Origin of the sequence: Clostridium sp. Cult1, from assembly GCF_021655095.1 — a bacterium.
In the GTDB taxonomy this organism is placed as follows: domain Bacteria; phylum Bacillota; class Clostridia; order Tissierellales; family Tepidimicrobiaceae; genus Schnuerera.
The window spans coordinates 1,158,792-1,176,192 of record NZ_PPXW01000001.1 but is presented as its reverse complement, the minus strand read 5'-3'; the positions used below and the strand labels follow the sequence as shown (position 1 = coordinate 1,176,192).

15 protein-coding genes are annotated in these 17,401 nt (G+C 30.3%); 4 read left to right on the top strand and 11 right to left on the bottom strand.

The window, feature by feature from the left end; translation table 11 throughout:
* Nucleotides 1-16 precede the first annotated feature (16 nt).
* The gene (locus tag C3E89_RS05745) at nucleotides 17-826 is read left to right on the top strand and encodes a DeoR/GlpR family DNA-binding transcription regulator (protein WP_236911517.1); all 810 of its coding nucleotides are present in this window, start codon (nucleotides 17-19) and stop codon (nucleotides 824-826) included.
* Complete coding sequence (locus C3E89_RS05740; protein ID WP_236911516.1) at nucleotides 823-2,313, top strand: sugar ABC transporter ATP-binding protein; 1,491 nt, start codon at nucleotides 823-825, stop codon at nucleotides 2,311-2,313. Before C3E89_RS05745 ends, C3E89_RS05740 begins: the two co-directional genes overlap by 4 nt.
* A gap of 20 nt (nucleotides 2,314-2,333) precedes the next feature.
* Here C3E89_RS05740 and galE read toward each other — a convergent pair whose 3' ends face one another.
* The 3 genes from galE to C3E89_RS05725 are packed head-to-tail and all read right to left on the bottom strand — an operon-like array spanning nucleotide 2,334 to nucleotide 5,963.
* Complete coding sequence (galE, locus tag C3E89_RS05735) at nucleotides 2,334-3,326, bottom strand: UDP-glucose 4-epimerase GalE (RefSeq protein WP_236911515.1); 993 nt, start codon at nucleotides 3,324-3,326, stop codon at nucleotides 2,334-2,336.
* A gap of 11 nt (nucleotides 3,327-3,337) precedes the next feature.
* Complete coding sequence (locus C3E89_RS05730) at nucleotides 3,338-4,798, bottom strand: UDP-glucose--hexose-1-phosphate uridylyltransferase (protein ID WP_236911514.1); 1,461 nt, start codon at nucleotides 4,796-4,798, stop codon at nucleotides 3,338-3,340.
* A 16-nt stretch (nucleotides 4,799-4,814) separates the two neighbouring features.
* Entirely contained in the window at nucleotides 4,815-5,963 is a 1,149-nt protein-coding gene (locus C3E89_RS05725) for a galactokinase (protein ID WP_236911513.1), read from the bottom strand.
* A 216-nt stretch (nucleotides 5,964-6,179) separates the two neighbouring features.
* Between C3E89_RS05725 and C3E89_RS05720 the strand changes: the two genes are divergently transcribed.
* Nucleotides 6,180-7,196, top strand: coding sequence for a LacI family DNA-binding transcriptional regulator (locus C3E89_RS05720; RefSeq protein ID WP_236911512.1), 1,017 nt, complete (start codon nucleotides 6,180-6,182; stop codon nucleotides 7,194-7,196).
* A 110-nt stretch (nucleotides 7,197-7,306) separates the two neighbouring features.
* Nucleotides 7,307-7,894: a glycerol-3-phosphate responsive antiterminator gene (locus C3E89_RS05715; protein WP_236911511.1), complete on the top strand. Its 588-nt coding sequence runs from the start codon at nucleotides 7,307-7,309 to the stop codon at nucleotides 7,892-7,894.
* A gap of 18 nt (nucleotides 7,895-7,912) precedes the next feature.
* Here the strand turns inward: C3E89_RS05715 and C3E89_RS05710 are convergent, their stop codons facing one another.
* The 8 genes from C3E89_RS05710 to C3E89_RS05675 form a co-directional block, all read right to left on the bottom strand.
* Nucleotides 7,913-9,541 carry a carbon starvation CstA family protein gene (locus C3E89_RS05710; RefSeq protein ID WP_236911510.1) on the bottom strand — a complete coding sequence of 543 codons (1,629 nt, stop codon included), beginning with the start codon at nucleotides 9,539-9,541 and terminating at the stop codon, nucleotides 7,913-7,915.
* 38 nt (nucleotides 9,542-9,579) lie between these two features.
* The gene (locus tag C3E89_RS05705; protein WP_236911509.1) at nucleotides 9,580-10,074 is read right to left on the bottom strand and encodes a hypothetical protein; all 495 of its coding nucleotides are present in this window, start codon (nucleotides 10,072-10,074) and stop codon (nucleotides 9,580-9,582) included.
* A 120-nt stretch (nucleotides 10,075-10,194) separates the two neighbouring features.
* Entirely contained in the window at nucleotides 10,195-10,962 is a 768-nt protein-coding gene (locus tag C3E89_RS05700; protein ID WP_236911508.1) for a LytR/AlgR family response regulator transcription factor, read from the bottom strand.
* Nucleotides 10,959-12,611 carry a sensor histidine kinase gene (locus C3E89_RS05695; RefSeq protein WP_236911507.1) on the bottom strand — a complete coding sequence of 551 codons (1,653 nt, stop codon included), beginning with the start codon at nucleotides 12,609-12,611 and terminating at the stop codon, nucleotides 10,959-10,961. The genes C3E89_RS05700 and C3E89_RS05695 overlap by 4 nt, the downstream gene beginning before the upstream one ends.
* 147 nt (nucleotides 12,612-12,758) lie before the next feature.
* Entirely contained in the window at nucleotides 12,759-14,252 is a 1,494-nt protein-coding gene (locus tag C3E89_RS05690) for a hypothetical protein (protein ID WP_236911506.1), read from the bottom strand.
* Nucleotides 14,249-15,655 carry a sensor histidine kinase gene (locus C3E89_RS05685; RefSeq protein ID WP_236911505.1) on the bottom strand — a complete coding sequence of 469 codons (1,407 nt, stop codon included), beginning with the start codon at nucleotides 15,653-15,655 and terminating at the stop codon, nucleotides 14,249-14,251. Before C3E89_RS05685 ends, C3E89_RS05690 begins: the two co-directional genes overlap by 4 nt.
* Before the next feature lie 17 nt (nucleotides 15,656-15,672).
* Nucleotides 15,673-16,368, bottom strand: a complete 696-nt coding sequence (locus C3E89_RS05680) for a response regulator transcription factor (RefSeq protein WP_236911504.1) — start codon at nucleotides 16,366-16,368, stop codon at nucleotides 15,673-15,675.
* Between the two features lie 56 nt (nucleotides 16,369-16,424).
* On the bottom strand, nucleotides 16,425-17,297 hold the full coding sequence (locus C3E89_RS05675) for a polysaccharide deacetylase family protein (RefSeq protein ID WP_236911503.1): 873 nt from the start codon (nucleotides 17,295-17,297) through the stop codon (nucleotides 16,425-16,427).
* Nucleotides 17,298-17,401 lie beyond the last annotated feature (104 nt).

Sequence of the window (17,401 nt, the reverse complement as noted above, 5' to 3'; positions counted from 1 at the left end):
AATGGTGATTAATAAAATGTTTGCAATCGAGAGAATGAGAGTAATAAAAAATTATATTAAGGCAAAAAAGAAAGCATCCGTAAATGAATTGAGTCAGATGTTAAATGTTTCAGAAGTTACTATTAGGAAAGATCTAGAAAAGCTTGAGGATGAAGGTTTTTTGATTAGAACCCATGGAGGAGCAGTTCTAAATAAACAGGATAGTTCATCTAATCCTAATAATAGCTATGATAATATTATTAGTTTAAATTCTCAATATGATATTTTATATACTGAAATTGCGGATATTGCCATCCACATAATTGAAAATGGAGATATTATCATGTTAACAAATGGCATGATAAACTATCATATTGCAAAAAAATTAAATAAAAAGCAAAATATTACTGTATTAACAAATGATCTTTTGATTTCCTTAGAGGCAGCGTCTAGCAATTCAAACAAAGTAGTCCTTTTAGGAGGAGATGTAGATTTTGATTCTAAAGCTACCTATGGAGCATTAACAGCGTTAAATATACAGAAATTCTTTGTTAATAAATTGTTTATTGAAGTAGATGGTATAGATGTAGAAACTGGTATTAGTGTATCTAATATGGACAAGGCTAATCTAATAAATAGTATACTCCCTAATTCAAGAGAAAAAATAGTTCTTTGTCTTGGTTCAAATTTTAATAAAACCGCCTTCTATAATATAAGTAATTTGGATATTGCAGATAAAATTGTTACTAATCCCAATATAGATAATTTTTATAAAAAGTTTTTATTCGATAATGGAATACAATTGTACACATCTATCACTGCAGTTGAAGGAGGCAGTGCTGAATGAATACTCCAATTTTGTCCTTAATTAATATTAATAAAAGGATCTCTAAATCCTTTAAATTATCTAATATTAATATAGATTTTTATCCTGGAAGAATATGTGCAGTTGTTGGAGAAAACGGATCCGGTAAATCCAGTCTAATGAAGGTTATAAGCGGAATCATATCTCCTGATAGTGGAGAGATAAAATTTAATAATAAATCAGTAAACTTTAAATCTATTCGTGATAGTAAAAAACTTGGTATTTACTATGTACCACAGGAAACTAATCTTTTTGATAATTTAACAGTAGCAGAAAATATCTATCTAAGTTCTGTCTCTTTTGATTATCCACCATATCACCAAGTGGATCACAATAATATGGTTTACATGGCAGAAAAAATTTTTCTAGAACTTGATGTAGAATTAGATCCTCAAGAATACGTTAAAAACATAGGTTTATCTCAACGACAAATCTTATCTTTTGTCAAAGCTTATGTGGCAAATGGAAAGTTTACAATTTTCGATGAGCCTTCTTCCGCTTTAACAGATATAGAAAATGATATACTTTTTAAAATAATCAATATACTTAAATCCAGAGGCAGTTCCATTATACTGATTTCACATAAAATAGACAGAATAAAGAAGATTTGCGATAGAATTGCAGTCCTTAAAAATGGATCAATAATCGATCAAGGGGATATGAAAGACTTTAGTAATGAAAAAATTATTCGAATTATAGCTGAATCTGGTCATATTAGTAAATATCCTAAATTATATTTTAATAACCCCAATGAAATTCTTAAAGTCAATAATTTAAATTATAGGAATTCACTGAAAAACATATCCTTTAGTTTGAAAAAACAAGAAATTATTGGAATTACAGGTAATGCCAATTCGGGTAAAAATAAATTGATAGAATCCTTGTTTGGAATGGTAAAGCCAGACTCTGGAGAAATAATCTTAGATGGTAATAAAGTCCAACTAAACCATCCTAATGAAGCAATGGCAAAAGGATTTGCTTTACTACCTGAAGATAAGATAAAATATTCCTTATTTGAACATTTAGATTTAACACATAATTTAACTATGTCGTCATTGAAAAGGTTTTCTAAATATACTATTTTAGATCACCATATTATGACCACCGTAGCTGAAAGTTATGTATCTAAATTAAGAATCTACCCTGGCCATCCTGAAGATAATGTAATAAACTATAGTGGTGGGAATCAACAAAAAGTAATATTTGCAAAGAGTATAATGCATTTTGCAAAGATCTATTTACTTGATGAGCCCACTAGGGGTATCGATGTTGCAACAAAGAATGATATATACAACATAATGAATAATTTATTGATAAATGGGTCATCAATAATCCTATTTTCATCAGACTTTAATGAAATACTAGGCATGTGCGATAGAATCCTTGTTTTATCAAACGGCAAAATAATCGCTAGATTAAACGGAAATGATGCTACTAAGGAAGAAATAGTTTATTATCTAACATTATAAGTATATAAAGGTAACGATATCTAGATATTGTTACCTTTATATACTTGAGGATGAGCTTTCATAAAATTCCATGCAGTTTCTATTATATTATCCATATGACTATGTTTAGGTTCCCAGCCTAATTTTTCTTTTATCTTTTCCGAGGAAGCAATTAATACTGCAGGATCTCCTTCTCTTCTAGATAAGATTTCTATTTCTATATCCATATTTAGAACCTTTTTAGCAGCTTCAATTACCTCTTTTACAGTAGTACCTTTTTGACTCCCAAGATTAAATACATCGCTATCCTTTCCTTCCCTTAAATAATCAAAAGCTAATATATGAGCTTCAGATAAATCAGTAACATGAATATAATCCCTTATACATGTGCCATCCCTTGTAGGATAATCATCTCCAAAAATTTTAATACTTTCTTTATTTATAACAGCTTTCAATATATTTGGAATAAGGTGGGTCTCCGGTTCATGCCATTCTCCAATCTTACCACTTTCATCTGCCCCGGCAGCGTTAAAGTATCTAAGGGAGATATAATTTATATTATAGATTTTATCAAACCATTTAAACATTTTTTCCATAGTAAGTTTGGTTTCACCGTAGACATTTGTTGGATTAGTAGCATTATCCTCCTTTATTGGTATCACCTCTGGATCTCCATAAGTTGCTGCAGTTGATGAAAACACTATTTTATCTACTCTATGATTTACCATTTGTTTTAAAAGACATAGAGTCCCAAAAACATTGTTTTCATAGTATTTAAAAGGATCTTTCATACTTTCACCTACTAAGGAATTAGCTGCAAAATGTATAACTCCTTCTATATAATTTTCTCTAAAAATTTTTACCATAAACTCTTCATCTCTTAAATCACCGATAAATAGTTTACCACCTAGTACTGCTTCTCTATGTCCAGTTTCCAAATTATCTAGGACTATTACATCCTCTCCTTTGTTTAAAAGCTCTTTTACCACATGAGAACCAATATAACCTGCACCACCTGTTACAAGTATTGACATTTTATCATCTCCTATTCTATGGACATATTTATGAACTTTTCAAATTCAGTATAATTAGTTTTTTTAAAAACCCCACAGTTTTCTAAAACATTAATGAATTTAATGCCTACTTCTTTTTTTATTATATTATCTACATTCTCCTTATTCACTTGACCTAGATATTTTTCCCTAAGGTTTAAAAACCAAGTATAATGAGGACTTTCTTTATCAATATATTTATCTTCTAATAAGGCTATTTTTATATTCTCCAATTCAGCATCCAATCTTCCAGGTAAAATGGCTAACCCCATTACCTCTATTAACCCTATGTTTTCCTTCTTTATATGGTGGTTTTCCTTATGTGAATGGAATATTCCATGAGGATATTCTTCATTTGTCCTATTGTTTCTAAAGGATATATAGAGGATGTAATTTTCTTTTTCTTTTCTAGCTATTAAAGTAGTAGTATTGTGTTTTTCATTTTGAGTAAAAGGAATTATTTCTAGCTCACTATTTTCGTAATAATCCCAATTTTTAATTAGGTTTAAAGAAACCTCTTTCAGTTTTGCTCTGTTTTTAGACATGACTTTTATAGTACTTACTGGCCAATCTAATATCTCAATACTATAAGTGTTTTTATCTATAGCAGTGAATACTTTTGCCTTTTCTATAGGAAATCTATAATTACCTCCCTGAAAATGGTTATGGCTCAATATGGAACCACCTACGATAGGCAAACCTGCATTAGAACCTATAAATAACTCTGGAAACTGTTCTATAAAATCTAGTAATCTATCTAGAGTAGTACCATCTATTTTCATTGGCAAATGGTCATGGGATAGGACTATTAAATGTTGGTTGTAATATACATAAGGAGAAAACTGTAAATACCATTTTTCATCCTTCAATTCTATCGGTATTATCCTATGATTGCTCCTTTCAGGATAGCCTGGTCTACCTTTGTATCCAATATTCTCTTTACATAGTACACATTTAGGATAATCACCAATATTCTTCTCACTATTTTTTCTAATATCCCTTGGATCCTTCTCTGGTTTGGACAAATTTATAGAAATTTCAATATCTCCATATGGAGAAGGACAATTCCATTTCTTATCTCTAATTACCTGATCCATCCTAATATATTTTGTGGCCTGAGAGAATTGATAGTACCAATCTATAGCATCTTGGCTCCCTTTCTCTATGTATATTTTTTTAAATTTTCTTATTATTTCTGAATTTCTTGGAGTAACTTCCCCCATTATCCTACTAACAAATTTATCAAAAGGAAGATTTAAATCATCATATTCGTATAGAATTTCTAAAGCTCTTATATCCTCCATCTTTTCATAGAAAGAAATATATTCTCCTTCTATTTGGAAAATGTTTAATAAGGAGTTCTTGGCAATAATATCATCTAATTCTCCTAATAGTGAATTTGATTTAGCATTATCTATAATAGAGTTAATGGCTATCAATAGTTTATTCTCCATTTCTTCAACACCTCTTCTAAATTATTTTAACTCCATCACCTAGCAATGAATAATAAAAATCAGCCTCTAAACCAGTTTTCATTTTATATGCTTCTTTAACTTTTTTTTCAAACTTTTTTATATGCTTGTTTTCTATTAATGTTATAGTACATCCTCCAAAGCCTGCTCCTGTCATCCTTGTTCCTAATACCCCATCACATTTTCTAGCTTCTTCCACCAGAGTGTCTAGTTCAAACCCAGTCACTTCATAATCCTTTTTTAATGAATCATGAGATTCATTTAACAGTTTACCAAAGGATTCCAAATCTCCTCTTTCTAAAGCCTTTACTGAGTTTAATACCCTTTCATTCTCCGTTACTACATGTCTTACCCTTCTTCTAATATTTTCTTTATGTATATTATTAATTATTTGGTCTAATTCTATGGAATTCAATTGGCACAAATTCTCTATATCTTTATATTTCTGTATTATTCTTAAACCTTCTTGGCATTCTTCCCTTCTTTCATTGTATTTAGAAGAAGATAGCTCTCTTTTTCTATTGCTGTTAATTATTATCAGATTATGATCTTTCATTTTAAATTGAGAATACTGGTATTCTAAAGTATTGCAATCTAATAATATAGCATTATCCCTTTTTCCCATAGTCACTGCAAATTGATCCATAATCCCAGAACTTACACCAATATATTCATTTTCAACTTTTTGACTTAGTTTAATCCAATCTAATTTATCTACTCCTAGATTCCATAAACTATCGACAATGATACAAGTAAGTATTTCTATTGCTGCCGAGGAAGACAAACCTGCCCCTTCAGGAAGATTGCCATAGTAATTAATCTCTAAGCCCGTTGGTTTAAATCCTCTATCTATAAAAGCTTTCACTATGCCCTTAGGGTAGTTAGCCCAGCCATGTTCTTGCTTGTAATCCAAATCATCAAGATCTACCTGAACTTCTAATTCCATATTTCTACTCTTTAATACTAATTTTTTTTCTCCTATTATTTTAGCTGCTCCATATATTCCTAACTCAATAGCACAAGGAAATACATAACCGCCGTTATAATCAATATGTTCTCCAATTAGATTAACTCTACCTGGGCAGAAAAAGTGTTCATATCCATGTTCTTTAGGATATGTTAGTGAAAAATTCCCTAGTTGGTTCATTCCTAGATCCCTCCATGTTTTAGCATAATATTAATAGAAACCGGTTTCTATTAAATCAAAATTTTTGTTATTAATTATTAAATATTGATTAATACCAATTCTATAATATAATATTATAGAAAGCGGTTTCTATATCTATCTTATTATCCATATTCTATTTTGTCAACATAGTTATAATTTCTATAGAATATAAATATGGTTTAGGGGTGTTGTTATATGAGAACTAAAATAAAGGATGTAGCAAAGGAAGCAGGAGTTTCCGTTTCTACTGTATCAAGAGTTATTAATAATAATTATCCAGTTAGTAAAGAAACTAGAGAAAAAGTGGAATTTGCTATTAAAAAATTGAACTTTGAACCAAACTACTTGGCTAAAAGCCTTTCAGAGAATAAATCTTATGTTATAGGAGTTCTTGTACCTAGTATTAATAATCTTTTTTTTACTGAAATAGTATCTGAGTTGGAAAAGCGTCTTATTGAAAATAAATATATGATATATTTGCTTTCTACTAATGATAGATGGGAACAAGAAAAAATTTATCTAAATAATATGCTAAAACGTCAAGTAGATGGCCTTATTCTTATAAATTCCTCTGCCCATAAAGATAAACATTACGATTTTTTAAACAAAATATCTCCCAGAATACCAATGATCATGGTTAATGGTAGATCTTCAAAGGTGAATTCTAGCAAAATAATTTCAAATCAAGAACATGGTGCTAAATTAGCTTTAGAATATTTATATAATACAGTTGGCTCTAATATTTCTATTTTTAGTGGCGAAAATAGTTTTTCTTATGAAATAAAGGAAAAAGTGTTTAAAGATTTTTTCTTTGATAAAGATATTCCAATAAAAGAAGATAGTATTCTTAGAGTTCCAACAGGCAATTCTTTGCAAACCATAGATTATTCTCGAGATTTATTTTTAAAAAATTACAAGAAATTCCCTCATATCAAAGGAATTTTTGCCTTTAATGATTTAATAGCTTTAGGGATTCTTCAAGGTTGTCAAATTTTAAATATCAATGTGCCTAAAGATATTTCAATTATTAGTCATGATAACACTATACTATCTTCAATAGCTTCAGTGAAGCTTTCTACTGTAGATTTAAAGCTAAAGAAAATAGGATATGAGACCTATAAGTTAATTTATAAATTGGTCAATGCAGAAAGAATAACCTATGAAACTATTAAAATAAACACAGAATTAATTCTTAGAGATTCAACGATATAGATTGATTAATTAATCCTTCTTTCTTTCAATAATCTTTACCCTTATAAATTAATATGATAAGATTGAATCAAAGATATTATTAATCTTTATTCTAATAAGAGGTGGTATTTTTGAGTAATTTCTTTGCTAGAATAGAAATCAACCCTATAATAGCTGCTATTCATCAATTAGACCAGTTAGATGAAGCTTTAAAGTCTCCTTGTGAGACTATCTTCTTACTGACTGGTAATATTTTTAATTTAAAGGAAATAGCTAATAGGGTAAGGTCTAAAGGTAAAGGCCTATATATAGATATAGATTCAATTGATGGTTTTTCTAAGGACACTTGGGGTTTGGAATATATTATTAGAAATATTTATCCAGATGGGATTATTACTTCTAAGGAAAACTTAGTTAGACTTAGTAAAGATTTAGGGGCTTTTACTATATTAAGATTGTTTATAAAGGATTCGATATCCTTAAAAAGTGGTATTCAATCCATTAAATCCACAAGACCCCATGCTGTAGAAATTTTTCCTGGAATTATGCCAAAGATTACAAAAATGATATCTGCAAAGACCAATATACCTATTATTACTAGTGGATTAATTATGGATGAAGAAGATGTAATTGAAAGTTTAAATTCAAATGCTATAGCAGTTTCATCTAATAATAAAAATGTATGGTATTATATAAGAAATAAAAGGGATTGGAGTTAAATCCAACCCCTTTTTATTCTATTCTGTATGACCTACTTTTTTATGATCGTCTTTGAAAAGAATCTGATATCCTTGAACTGCTAATACTATAGCAAGTATAAATAATAGTACTGGAAATACTACAAGGATATAATTTGCATTAGCAAAATTGGTTTGTATTAGGAAAACTAATGCAGTAAGAGTTACTATAAGCATGAATATCATTGGTATAGTAATCATATTGAAGCTTCTGTTTTGTTTCTTTAACCATAGAGCTACAGCCATCAAAGCTAATGCAGCTAACAATTGGTTTGCCGAACCAAATATTGGCCATATTTTTGCAAATCCACCTGCTGCTAATACAGAACCTATAACTACAGTAATAGCTGTTGACACATACATATTTGTAAGTGGTGATTGGGTTTCCTTTTCTGGATCTTCAAAATATTCTTGGAAAATAAATCTACCAAGTCTTGTGGCAGTGTCTAAACTGGTTAAAGCAAAAGCTGATACCGCCAATGCTACAAAGGTTTTACCTGTTTCAAAAGGAATTCCAAACTTGGACATAAATGTTCCTACTCCATTGGAGAATACGTTTACAGGTCCACCTTTTAATAGTTCTGACAATTCTCCTTTAGTTATATAGGCTGCAGTTATTAAAGCTATAACTGCCAATGCCCCTTCTATAAGCATTCCACCATATCCTATTGCCTTTGCATCCTTCTCATTATCTATTTGTTTAGAAGTAGTACCTGAACCTACTAAAGAGTGGAAACCAGATATAGCTCCACAGGCTACAGTAACAAATAACATTGGGAATAAATACTGTACACTTTTTCCATCCACTACTTTAAAAGCTGTTACAGCATCAAGTTGGATAGTTGGTCTATAGATAAATATTCCTAATAAAGCTCCTGCCATCATGGCATATAATAAGAAAGAATTTAAGTAGTCCCTAGGTTGTAACAATATCCATACCGGTGCTGTAGATGCAACAAAAATATAAATAGCTAATATTACTATCCAAGTATTTACACTTAATTGAAGTGGAAATACTGTACCTAACCATACACAAATGAATAAAAGAATTACTCCAACTATAGTACCTATCTTTAAAGATACTCCTTTTCTGTATACTGCATATCCAAAGCCAATAGCTAGTACAATAAATAATAATGAAGAGGTAGCTGCTTCTGGTGTTGTAGCAAATGTAGAGGCTACAATATTTGCAAAGGCTGCAACTACCAATAATAAAGTTAACCATGCAAATATAGAAAATAACTGTTTACCTCTTTTACCCATGGTTTCATTAATTACTTCTCCTATGGATTTCCCCTTATGACGGATGGAAACGAATAAGGAACCATAGTCATGGACTCCCCCAAAAAATATACTTCCTATAATAATCCATAATAATACTGGTACCCAACCAAATACAGCTGCTTGAATAGGTCCATTGATTGGGCCTGCACCAGCTATAGAAGAAAAATGGTGTCCTAATAATACTGCTGGGCTAGTGGGTACATAGTCAATTCCGTCACCCATCTCATGAGCAGGAGTTTTTCTTGATGTATCTACTCCCCATTTTTTTGCTAGCCACGAACCGTAAGTAGCATAAGCAATGATAAAAATAATAATACTACTGATCATTATCCATAATGAATTCATAATAACGCCCCTTCCATTTAAAGTGTTAAAGTTTAAGGCTAAACTTTATAAACCTGGATAACCTCCTTTCCTTTTTTATTTGTTACTATATTTTTATCATCCATAGTAACCAAAATTAATCGGATATCCACCCATCCTTTGAAACCAAAAGCAAATCCTTTATGGTACTTAAATTTTTTTATAGCATCTATAATATCAGTGCTAGGTTTGTTGTCCAAAGCAATTACCCCAGTAATAATACTGGACATATGTTCTTCTGTAGGTTTCACAAATATATCAATCATTTTAATTAATGAATTTTTATATTTATTGAGATGGTCTATGTTAAATTCATGGAAATATTTTATGAAACAGTATTCATTATTCTCCATAGCATCTATTACTGTCTTTCTCGTCAATATATAACGTTCCGTTCTTGAATTATATTTGGCGAAAAAATCATAATCATAATTATCAATGATATAATTCCTTACAACATCAAAACTTCTTTCCAGTCTTCTCTCTATGGTTTCCAAATAATCATTAAAATCCATTTCTTCCTCCTTAATCTTCAATTAAATTATATACCAAAATAAGTCATAAATAGAAATTTAAAAATGAGTTGCATAAAATAAGGGGTGAAATACACTATTAAGGTTTAAAATACATTTTTGCTAATTAATATTCATTAGTTCTTTAAATTCCTTTGATTGACTTCTGCTTACTGGTATTTTCATATCCGTATCTCTTAATATCACATTAAAAGTTGAATTAAACCAAGGCTCTATAACCTCAATATAATCTAAATTGATTAGAAAAGATTTATGAGACCTAAAAAATGTAGATTTGTCTAACTTTTCACAAAGTTCACTTAAAGTATAATTAATCTCAAACTTACCCTTGGTACTTATAATTACCGTGTTCCTATCTTCTACAGTAGCATATATAATTTCCTTTAAATCTAGAGGAATAAGTTTTCCCATATCATGTACGCAAATTCTAGTTATAGCATCTTCTTCTTTATTCCTTATATCTTGGATAAGAGTATTTAGTCTGTCCACATACCCTTTTTCCCCTTTCCCTATATTAGCAATAATCCTTTTCATTCCTTTTTCTAGTCGTTCTTCGCAAATAGGCTTTAATATATAATCCATAGCATTTACTTCAAAGGCTTCTAATGCATATTTTTCATAAGCCGTTACAAAGACTATATAAGGTCTATGAATTCCTTCGTATATTTTTCTAGCCACATCAATACCGTTTAATTTTGGCATTTGTATATCTAGAAAGATTAAATCCGGCTTTAAATTTTCATTTAGTTTTAATGCTTCCACTCCATGGGAAGCTTCCCCAATAACTTTAAAATCCCTAAACTTTTCTAACATATAGATCAATTCTTCTCGCGCAGGGGTCTCATCATCTACAACTATGGTTTTTATCATACTGCTACCCTCCTTATTTTTTTAGGAATTCTCATCTTAACAGTTGTACCACAGCCTAATGTACTTTCTATAATCAATTCATAACCCTTGCCATATTTATTTTTAAGTCTATTGTTTACATTTTTAAGGCCTATGCCAGTTGAATTACCCTTATCATCAAACAGGGATGCTAAAAGTTCTTCACTCATTCCTACCCCATTGTCTTTCACAATAAGTTCTGTTTCCATTTCATAGTCTAAGGCAATAATCTCTATAGTACTTCCTTCTACTTTTTCAAAAATTCCATGTTTAACTGCATTTTCTACTATAGGTTGAAGGAGCAAAGGTGGTAATAAACACTCTATATTGTCAGGTATATCATAAATAATATTCAATTTTTCCCCAAACCTTGCCTTTTCAATTTCTAAATAGGACTTAATATTTTCTATCTCCTTATATAAGTCCACTTCATCATTATTTCCTTCTAGATTATTTCTAAAATAATTACTTAAATGGATTAACAATTTTCGAGCATTGTCTGGTTGAGTTCTTATTAATGAAACTATGGTATTTATTGCATTAAAAAGGAAATGTGGATTTATCTGAGCTTGCAATGCTTTTAATTCAGATTTTGCCAAAAGTTCTGATTGATAATCTATCTTACTAAGTTCAATCTGAGTTGAAAATAGATGACCGAGTCCTAGGGCTAACTCCGATTCCACCTTAGTTATGGAGTTTTCTTCATCTTTATATAGCTTTAAGGTACCAACTACCTGCTCTCCTTCCTTTAAAGGAATAATTATGGCTGATTTTAGTTTACAATCAACATTATCACATCCAATTTCTTCTTGGGTGTTGGCAATAATACAATTACCTTTTTTTAGCACCTCCTTTGTCAAATTAGTCCTAATAGCGGTACCTGCTAAATGATGTTTTTCTCCAATACCTACATGAGCTAATATTTTTTCTTTATCTGTAATAGCAACTGCTTTTACGCCAGTCATATTTTTTATAATTTTTACTACCTCTAGGGCAGTAGTTTCATTTAAACCTTTTCTAAAATATTTTAAAGTTTTATTTGCAATTTTTAAGGCTAATTGGGCTTGGTAAGCTTCTGCTGTTTCCAAATCTTTAAAGACACCATAGATTATGGATATACATACAGCAATTCCTAATCCATTAGCAATTGTCATTGGTATACCTATTATTTTTATTAACTCCAAGGCTTCTGAAAAAGGTTTAGAAAAATACAAAATGATAAGCATTTGCCAAACCTCTGCTACCATTCCAGCTATTAAAGCAAATACTATTTTATTATCAGATTTGTCTATTTTTTTCTTTAAAAATCCAGCTATAATCCCTTCTGTAAAGGTTGAAAAACCACAGGAAAAGGCAGTGAACCCACCTATATCTGTTAAAAATCTATGGCCTCCAGCAATAAGTCCCGATAGGGTCCCTACTAAAGGTCCTCCAAATAGCCCACCAACAAATACTCCAATGACACGAGCATTAGCAATGGCTCCTCTAATTGGAATTCCTGTGTAAGTTCCTATGATACCATAGATTCCAAATATAATAGACAATAATAGTTTATCTTTTATATTGATATTCTGTTTTGCTACTAGCTTTCTAAAGGGTTTTATTCGGGTCATGATGAATGCTAATAACATTATTAACCCTACGCGGCTAATCAAGTTCTGGAAAAGTATTACTAACAGTTGAACCACCTCTTCCTATATATGTTAATTCTATTATATTAAAGTATATTATTCTTTACAATAGGAACTGAAATGAAAAAGAGCCAGTAACTGACTCTTTCAGTTACCGGCATGTTTTAAAAATTCTTCTTCCCAAAGTTTGGGATATCTTCCCACAGCCCATTCTGCCATAATTATTTTTTCTGTTGAGTTTAATCTTATACTTTTTACTGGCTTATTGCTAAACTCTCCATCTTCTATTGTATAAATAAATATATCATTATGGGTTATAACTATTCCTATATCTTCGTTAGGTGATGTAAAAGCATCTAATGCTTCTGGCACTTTAGATTTTATTCTATTCCAAGGAATAGATAATTCATCATAATAGACCACTTCCTTTGGTGGAATAGCTTTTATATTGAAGTTCTCATAAATAGATATACCATTATCAACATAATTGATTCTACCATTGAAGACCCAATGGCCATTTCTTCTAAATAGGCCAAAGCTCTCTTCATTGGGCCTTAAATCTATTGAACTATTTTTATATTCTTCCTTATCTGCTAATATCTCTTTATTAACTCCTTCTATAAAAGCCTCTTTTCCAATTTCACCAATAACATCTGATATCATAAGAGGTTTAAATTTTCCAATATTGTCTACTGGATAAAATTCTAATACCCTTTCTCCTTTATTTCGATAGTGTATATTTTCTAAAGAAATATAATCATTGCCAATGTATAAAATATTTTTAATCGTACTTTCTTTATTTTCATCTTCTTTATCTTTTACTTCTGTTCCTTTTTCCAAGGTTTTATTTAAAGGATAGGCCAGAATATTATCGTTAATCTTATCATCCTTCTGTTCCCTTTCTACATTTACCTTCCAAAATCCAGTCTTTCTAGGTAATAATATGTCCTTCATTTCATAGATACTTATTATCTCTTTATTTTCACTTCTAATGAATAATGTCCTATAGTTCCATTTTTCTATGCCTTCTTCATTATTTTCCAAATCTAAAGATTTAAGTCCTAATAAAATGGCTGTACTTAATGATTCCTCATTAAAGGTACGAGCTGTATCAAGTAAGATATTTTCAGTCAATTTTTCCTGTTCTACCCCTTCTACCTCAGGATCTTCTGAAACCTTATTTAAATAATAAAATACTCCCTCTATATTTACTATAATGGTATTCTTAGAAACCTTTAAAAACTCATAGAAAAACTGCTCTGTACCAGTAATAGAAACTACTTCTATTATATTTGAATCTATATTTAAAAATTCTGGAGTTACTTTATAATGGTATATTAAATACTCTTCTGTATCTACATTTTTGATTCTAAAGGATGGGTCTGTACAATAATTCTCTCCTAAGGATATAAGATCATTGTGAAATAGGGCTTCCGTACCTAAGTAGGATTTAGCTTTTTCTTCATCCATTCCACTAGTAGCATTTATTTTATAATCTTCAATTCTCCATTCACCAGAAATAGGAAGATTATTATTCTTAGGTGCTTCTATATTCTCTGATAATTCAATACCATCCATATTGCATGAAGTCATAAACAACATAGATATTATCATTGTTATTAGCAAAGTATTTTTTCTCATTGGCCTTCCACTCCTTTAATGGGAATAGATACGGTTACCTTTGTACCCTGATTTAACTCACTTTCAACTTCCATAGAACCACCATGTAATTTTATGATCTCATCACAAATAGAAAGACCTAAACCACTATTAGACTTACTATTTTTCCCCTTATAGAACTTTTCTTTAATATAGGGCAAATCATCTTCGTATATGCCACATCCATTATCTTCTATTTCAATTAAAACATCTTCTCCCTTTGCTTTAGCTAATAATATTACTTTGCCTCCTTCTGGAGTAAATTTGAAGGCATTATCTAATAGATTTATTAGTACTTGTTTGATTCTATTTTCATCAGCAATAATATGGGGTAGGTTGAAGTCATAATAGGCTTCATATTGTATATCTTTATCTTGAGCCCTAAATCTGAACTGTTTCTCAATCTGTTCTATGGAATCTACAATATCCATCTCATCTTTATTCAAGGTAATTCTCCCTGAAACAAATCGTGAAAAGTCTAACAACTCTTCTACCATATTGGATAATCTATCACTTTCCTTTTCTATTATATCAAGACCATCTATTAAAAGTTGTTGGTCATTTGATTTATCAGATTTTAAAGTAATTGCCCATCCTTTTATAGAAGTCAGCGGAGTCCTTAATTCATGAGATATGGAGGATATAAAATCCGTTTTTAGTTGTTCTTTCTTGATCAATTCTTCAGCCATATAGTTTAAAGTATCTGAAAGTTTCCCTAATTCGTCATCAAACCTTTTTTTAGATCTGATTTTCAATTGCCCTGCTGCCATTTTTTCGGCTACTGTAGTTACTTCCCGCAAAGGTTGGATTATTGTGTTTGCAAGGAATATACTGAGTCCTCCAGATATTAATATAACCATAACACCAACTATCATAAGCACTTCTGCTATATTCTTTATTATTTTATTAACATTCCTTAGGGATGAAATAAATCTAAGAACCCCTATGGTTTCTCCTTCAACAACTAAAGGATAGGATACTGCCATTACTGAAGATGTATCATAGTCTACATTACCTATCCAAGTCCCTTTCTCTCCTTCTAAGGCTTTTATAACATCATTTGTACTTATGGTTTGAAAAGAATGAGAGGCTCCTATGGAATCCATTAATACCTTACCATTTAAATCTAGTATTTGGACTTGAGCCTTAGTCTGACGCCAAAACACATCTATATCATCAATAATTATATCTTCTAATCGATTAGATGAAAAGTATCTAGAATAAAAATCCGTGGAAAGGATAATTTGGTTTGAAAGAATCTCCTCTATACCTTTATAATAGTACTGCTTTACAGCGTTTATTAAAAAGACTTCTAAAATTAATACAGTCATAATTATTACGAGCATAAAATTACCGACTAATCTTTTTTTAATACTGGTTCTCATATTTTCCTCCTAGGCTATTATTTGTCTCTCCATCTATAACCTACACCCCATACTGTTTCAATATAATAAGGATCACTTGGATCATCTTCAATTTTAGATCTTAACCTTCTAACGTTTACATCTACAATTTTTGAATCTCCAACAAAATCATAACCCCATACTAAATTTAAAATCTCATCCCTATTAAATGCTTTACCAGGATTTTCAATAAAAAGCTTTATTATTGAATATTCTGTTGGTGTTAGTTCTATTTCTTTATTCTCTTTGTAAAACTTTCTAGAATATTTATCTATTCTAAATGGGATATCTACTATCATATTTTGATTTTCTTCTTTAGAAGAATCCATTCTTCTAAGTAGAGATTTTACCCTAAGGACTAACTCTATGGGATTAAATGGTTTAACCATATAATCATCGGTACCATATTCTAATCCCATTATCTTATCAATATCTTGAGATTTAGCCGTAAGCATGATAATACCAATTTTAGAGAATTCTTGTCTGAGAATTTTACATACTTCAAACCCATCTATTCCAGGTAGCATAATATCCAATACTACTACATCTATACTTTTAGATTTAACGATATTAAGTCCTTCTTCTCCAGTTCCTGCTTCTTCAACTACAAATCCTTCCCTTTCCAAATTGATTTTAATAAATTTTCTAATATGTTCCTCATCTTCTACCACAAGGATCCTTTTATCTAAGATCATTTTAATACCTCCAACTGGAATAATAAATAAAAGTAATTGCTGCAATTTAACAGCAATTATTTTAAAGTGTAGAATTCATAATCATTATCTTGTAGATATTCAATAATATATGGTAATGATTCTGGTGTAGTATATTTTGCATCCATATCATGCATTAAAATTATAAGTTCTTTCTGACCATAGAAAGTGCTTTTAAATCTATTAATTAATTTATCTTTTGGAATATGATGTCCTTCAGCATCACCGTTTAAAGAGTTCCAATCATAATAAGTATATCCTTTATCTATTACAGCCTTTCTAAAAATTGCTTTTTTATCTCCGAAGGAACCTCCAGGAAATCTAACTATTTTTGTTTCAAAATTTTCCCCTAAAATACCTTTTAGTACATTTTCTGTACTCTCCAACTCCTTCAAAAAATTAGAAGTTCTTTTATATATATAATCATATCTATGGCTATACGTATGGTTTCCTATAGCATGTCCCTCTTGATAAATCTTTTTAATCACTTCAGGATTTTTTTCTGCTAAATTACCTACCACGAAGAAAGTGGCCTTTACATTATATTCCTTAAGTATATCCAATATTTGGCAGGTCACTTTCTCTGATGGGCCATCATCAAAAGTCAAAAATGCTTTTCTTTTATTTTGTTCTTGTGCTAATTCCTTTCGTTGCTCCTCTTCTAATTCAGCTTGTCTTTCCTGTTCAGCTTGAATAAGCTTTTTTTCATACTCTAAAGCTAAATTAACAGCAGATTTTTCAGACATTAATAGAATACTCTCAGAAAAGTTTCCGGCCTCTACCACATCTGAGGCAGTTTTTTTATAGTATTTATAGGAAGTCCTGAGGAAAAACAGAACAAATATTATAATAAATACTGTTAGATACCTCATAGCTTTTCTTTTGTTATTAACCTTTTTTCTTTTCCTCATTTATGTCCCCCCTAGTATAATAATGTCATAGTCAATAAAGACTATGCAGTTAAAACTTTTCTAAAAATCTCATTTCTTTATTCAGTAACTGAAGAAGATATTCA

Bases quoted from the DNA above. Each gene is read 5' to 3' on its own strand.
- C3E89_RS05745 (WP_236911517.1), top strand. From the start codon at position 17: ATGTTTGCAATCGAGAGAATGAGAGTAATAAAAAATTATATTAAGGCA.
- C3E89_RS05740 (WP_236911516.1), top strand. From the start codon at position 823: ATGAATACTCCAATTTTGTCCTTAATTAATATTAATAAAAGGATCTCT.
- galE (WP_236911515.1), bottom strand. From the start codon at position 3,326: ATGTCAATACTTGTAACAGGTGGTGCAGGTTATATTGGTTCTCATGTG.
- C3E89_RS05730 (WP_236911514.1), bottom strand. From the start codon at position 4,798: ATGGAGAATAAACTATTGATAGCCATTAACTCTATTATAGATAATGCT.
- C3E89_RS05725 (WP_236911513.1), bottom strand. From the start codon at position 5,963: ATGAACCAACTAGGGAATTTTTCACTAACATATCCTAAAGAACATGGA.
- C3E89_RS05720 (WP_236911512.1), top strand. From the start codon at position 6,180: ATGAGAACTAAAATAAAGGATGTAGCAAAGGAAGCAGGAGTTTCCGTT.
- C3E89_RS05710 (WP_236911510.1), bottom strand. From the start codon at position 9,541: ATGAATTCATTATGGATAATGATCAGTAGTATTATTATTTTTATCATT.
- C3E89_RS05705 (WP_236911509.1), bottom strand. From the start codon at position 10,074: ATGGATTTTAATGATTATTTGGAAACCATAGAGAGAAGACTGGAAAGA.
- C3E89_RS05700 (WP_236911508.1), bottom strand. From the start codon at position 10,962: ATGATAAAAACCATAGTTGTAGATGATGAGACCCCTGCGCGAGAAGAA.
- C3E89_RS05695 (WP_236911507.1), bottom strand. From the start codon at position 12,611: ATGTTATTAGCATTCATCATGACCCGAATAAAACCCTTTAGAAAGCTA.
- C3E89_RS05690 (WP_236911506.1), bottom strand. From the start codon at position 14,252: ATGAGAAAAAATACTTTGCTAATAACAATGATAATATCTATGTTGTTT.
- C3E89_RS05685 (WP_236911505.1), bottom strand. From the start codon at position 15,655: ATGAGAACCAGTATTAAAAAAAGATTAGTCGGTAATTTTATGCTCGTA.
- C3E89_RS05680 (WP_236911504.1), bottom strand. From the start codon at position 16,368: ATGATCTTAGATAAAAGGATCCTTGTGGTAGAAGATGAGGAACATATT.
- C3E89_RS05675 (WP_236911503.1), bottom strand. From the start codon at position 17,297: ATGAGGAAAAGAAAAAAGGTTAATAACAAAAGAAAAGCTATGAGGTAT.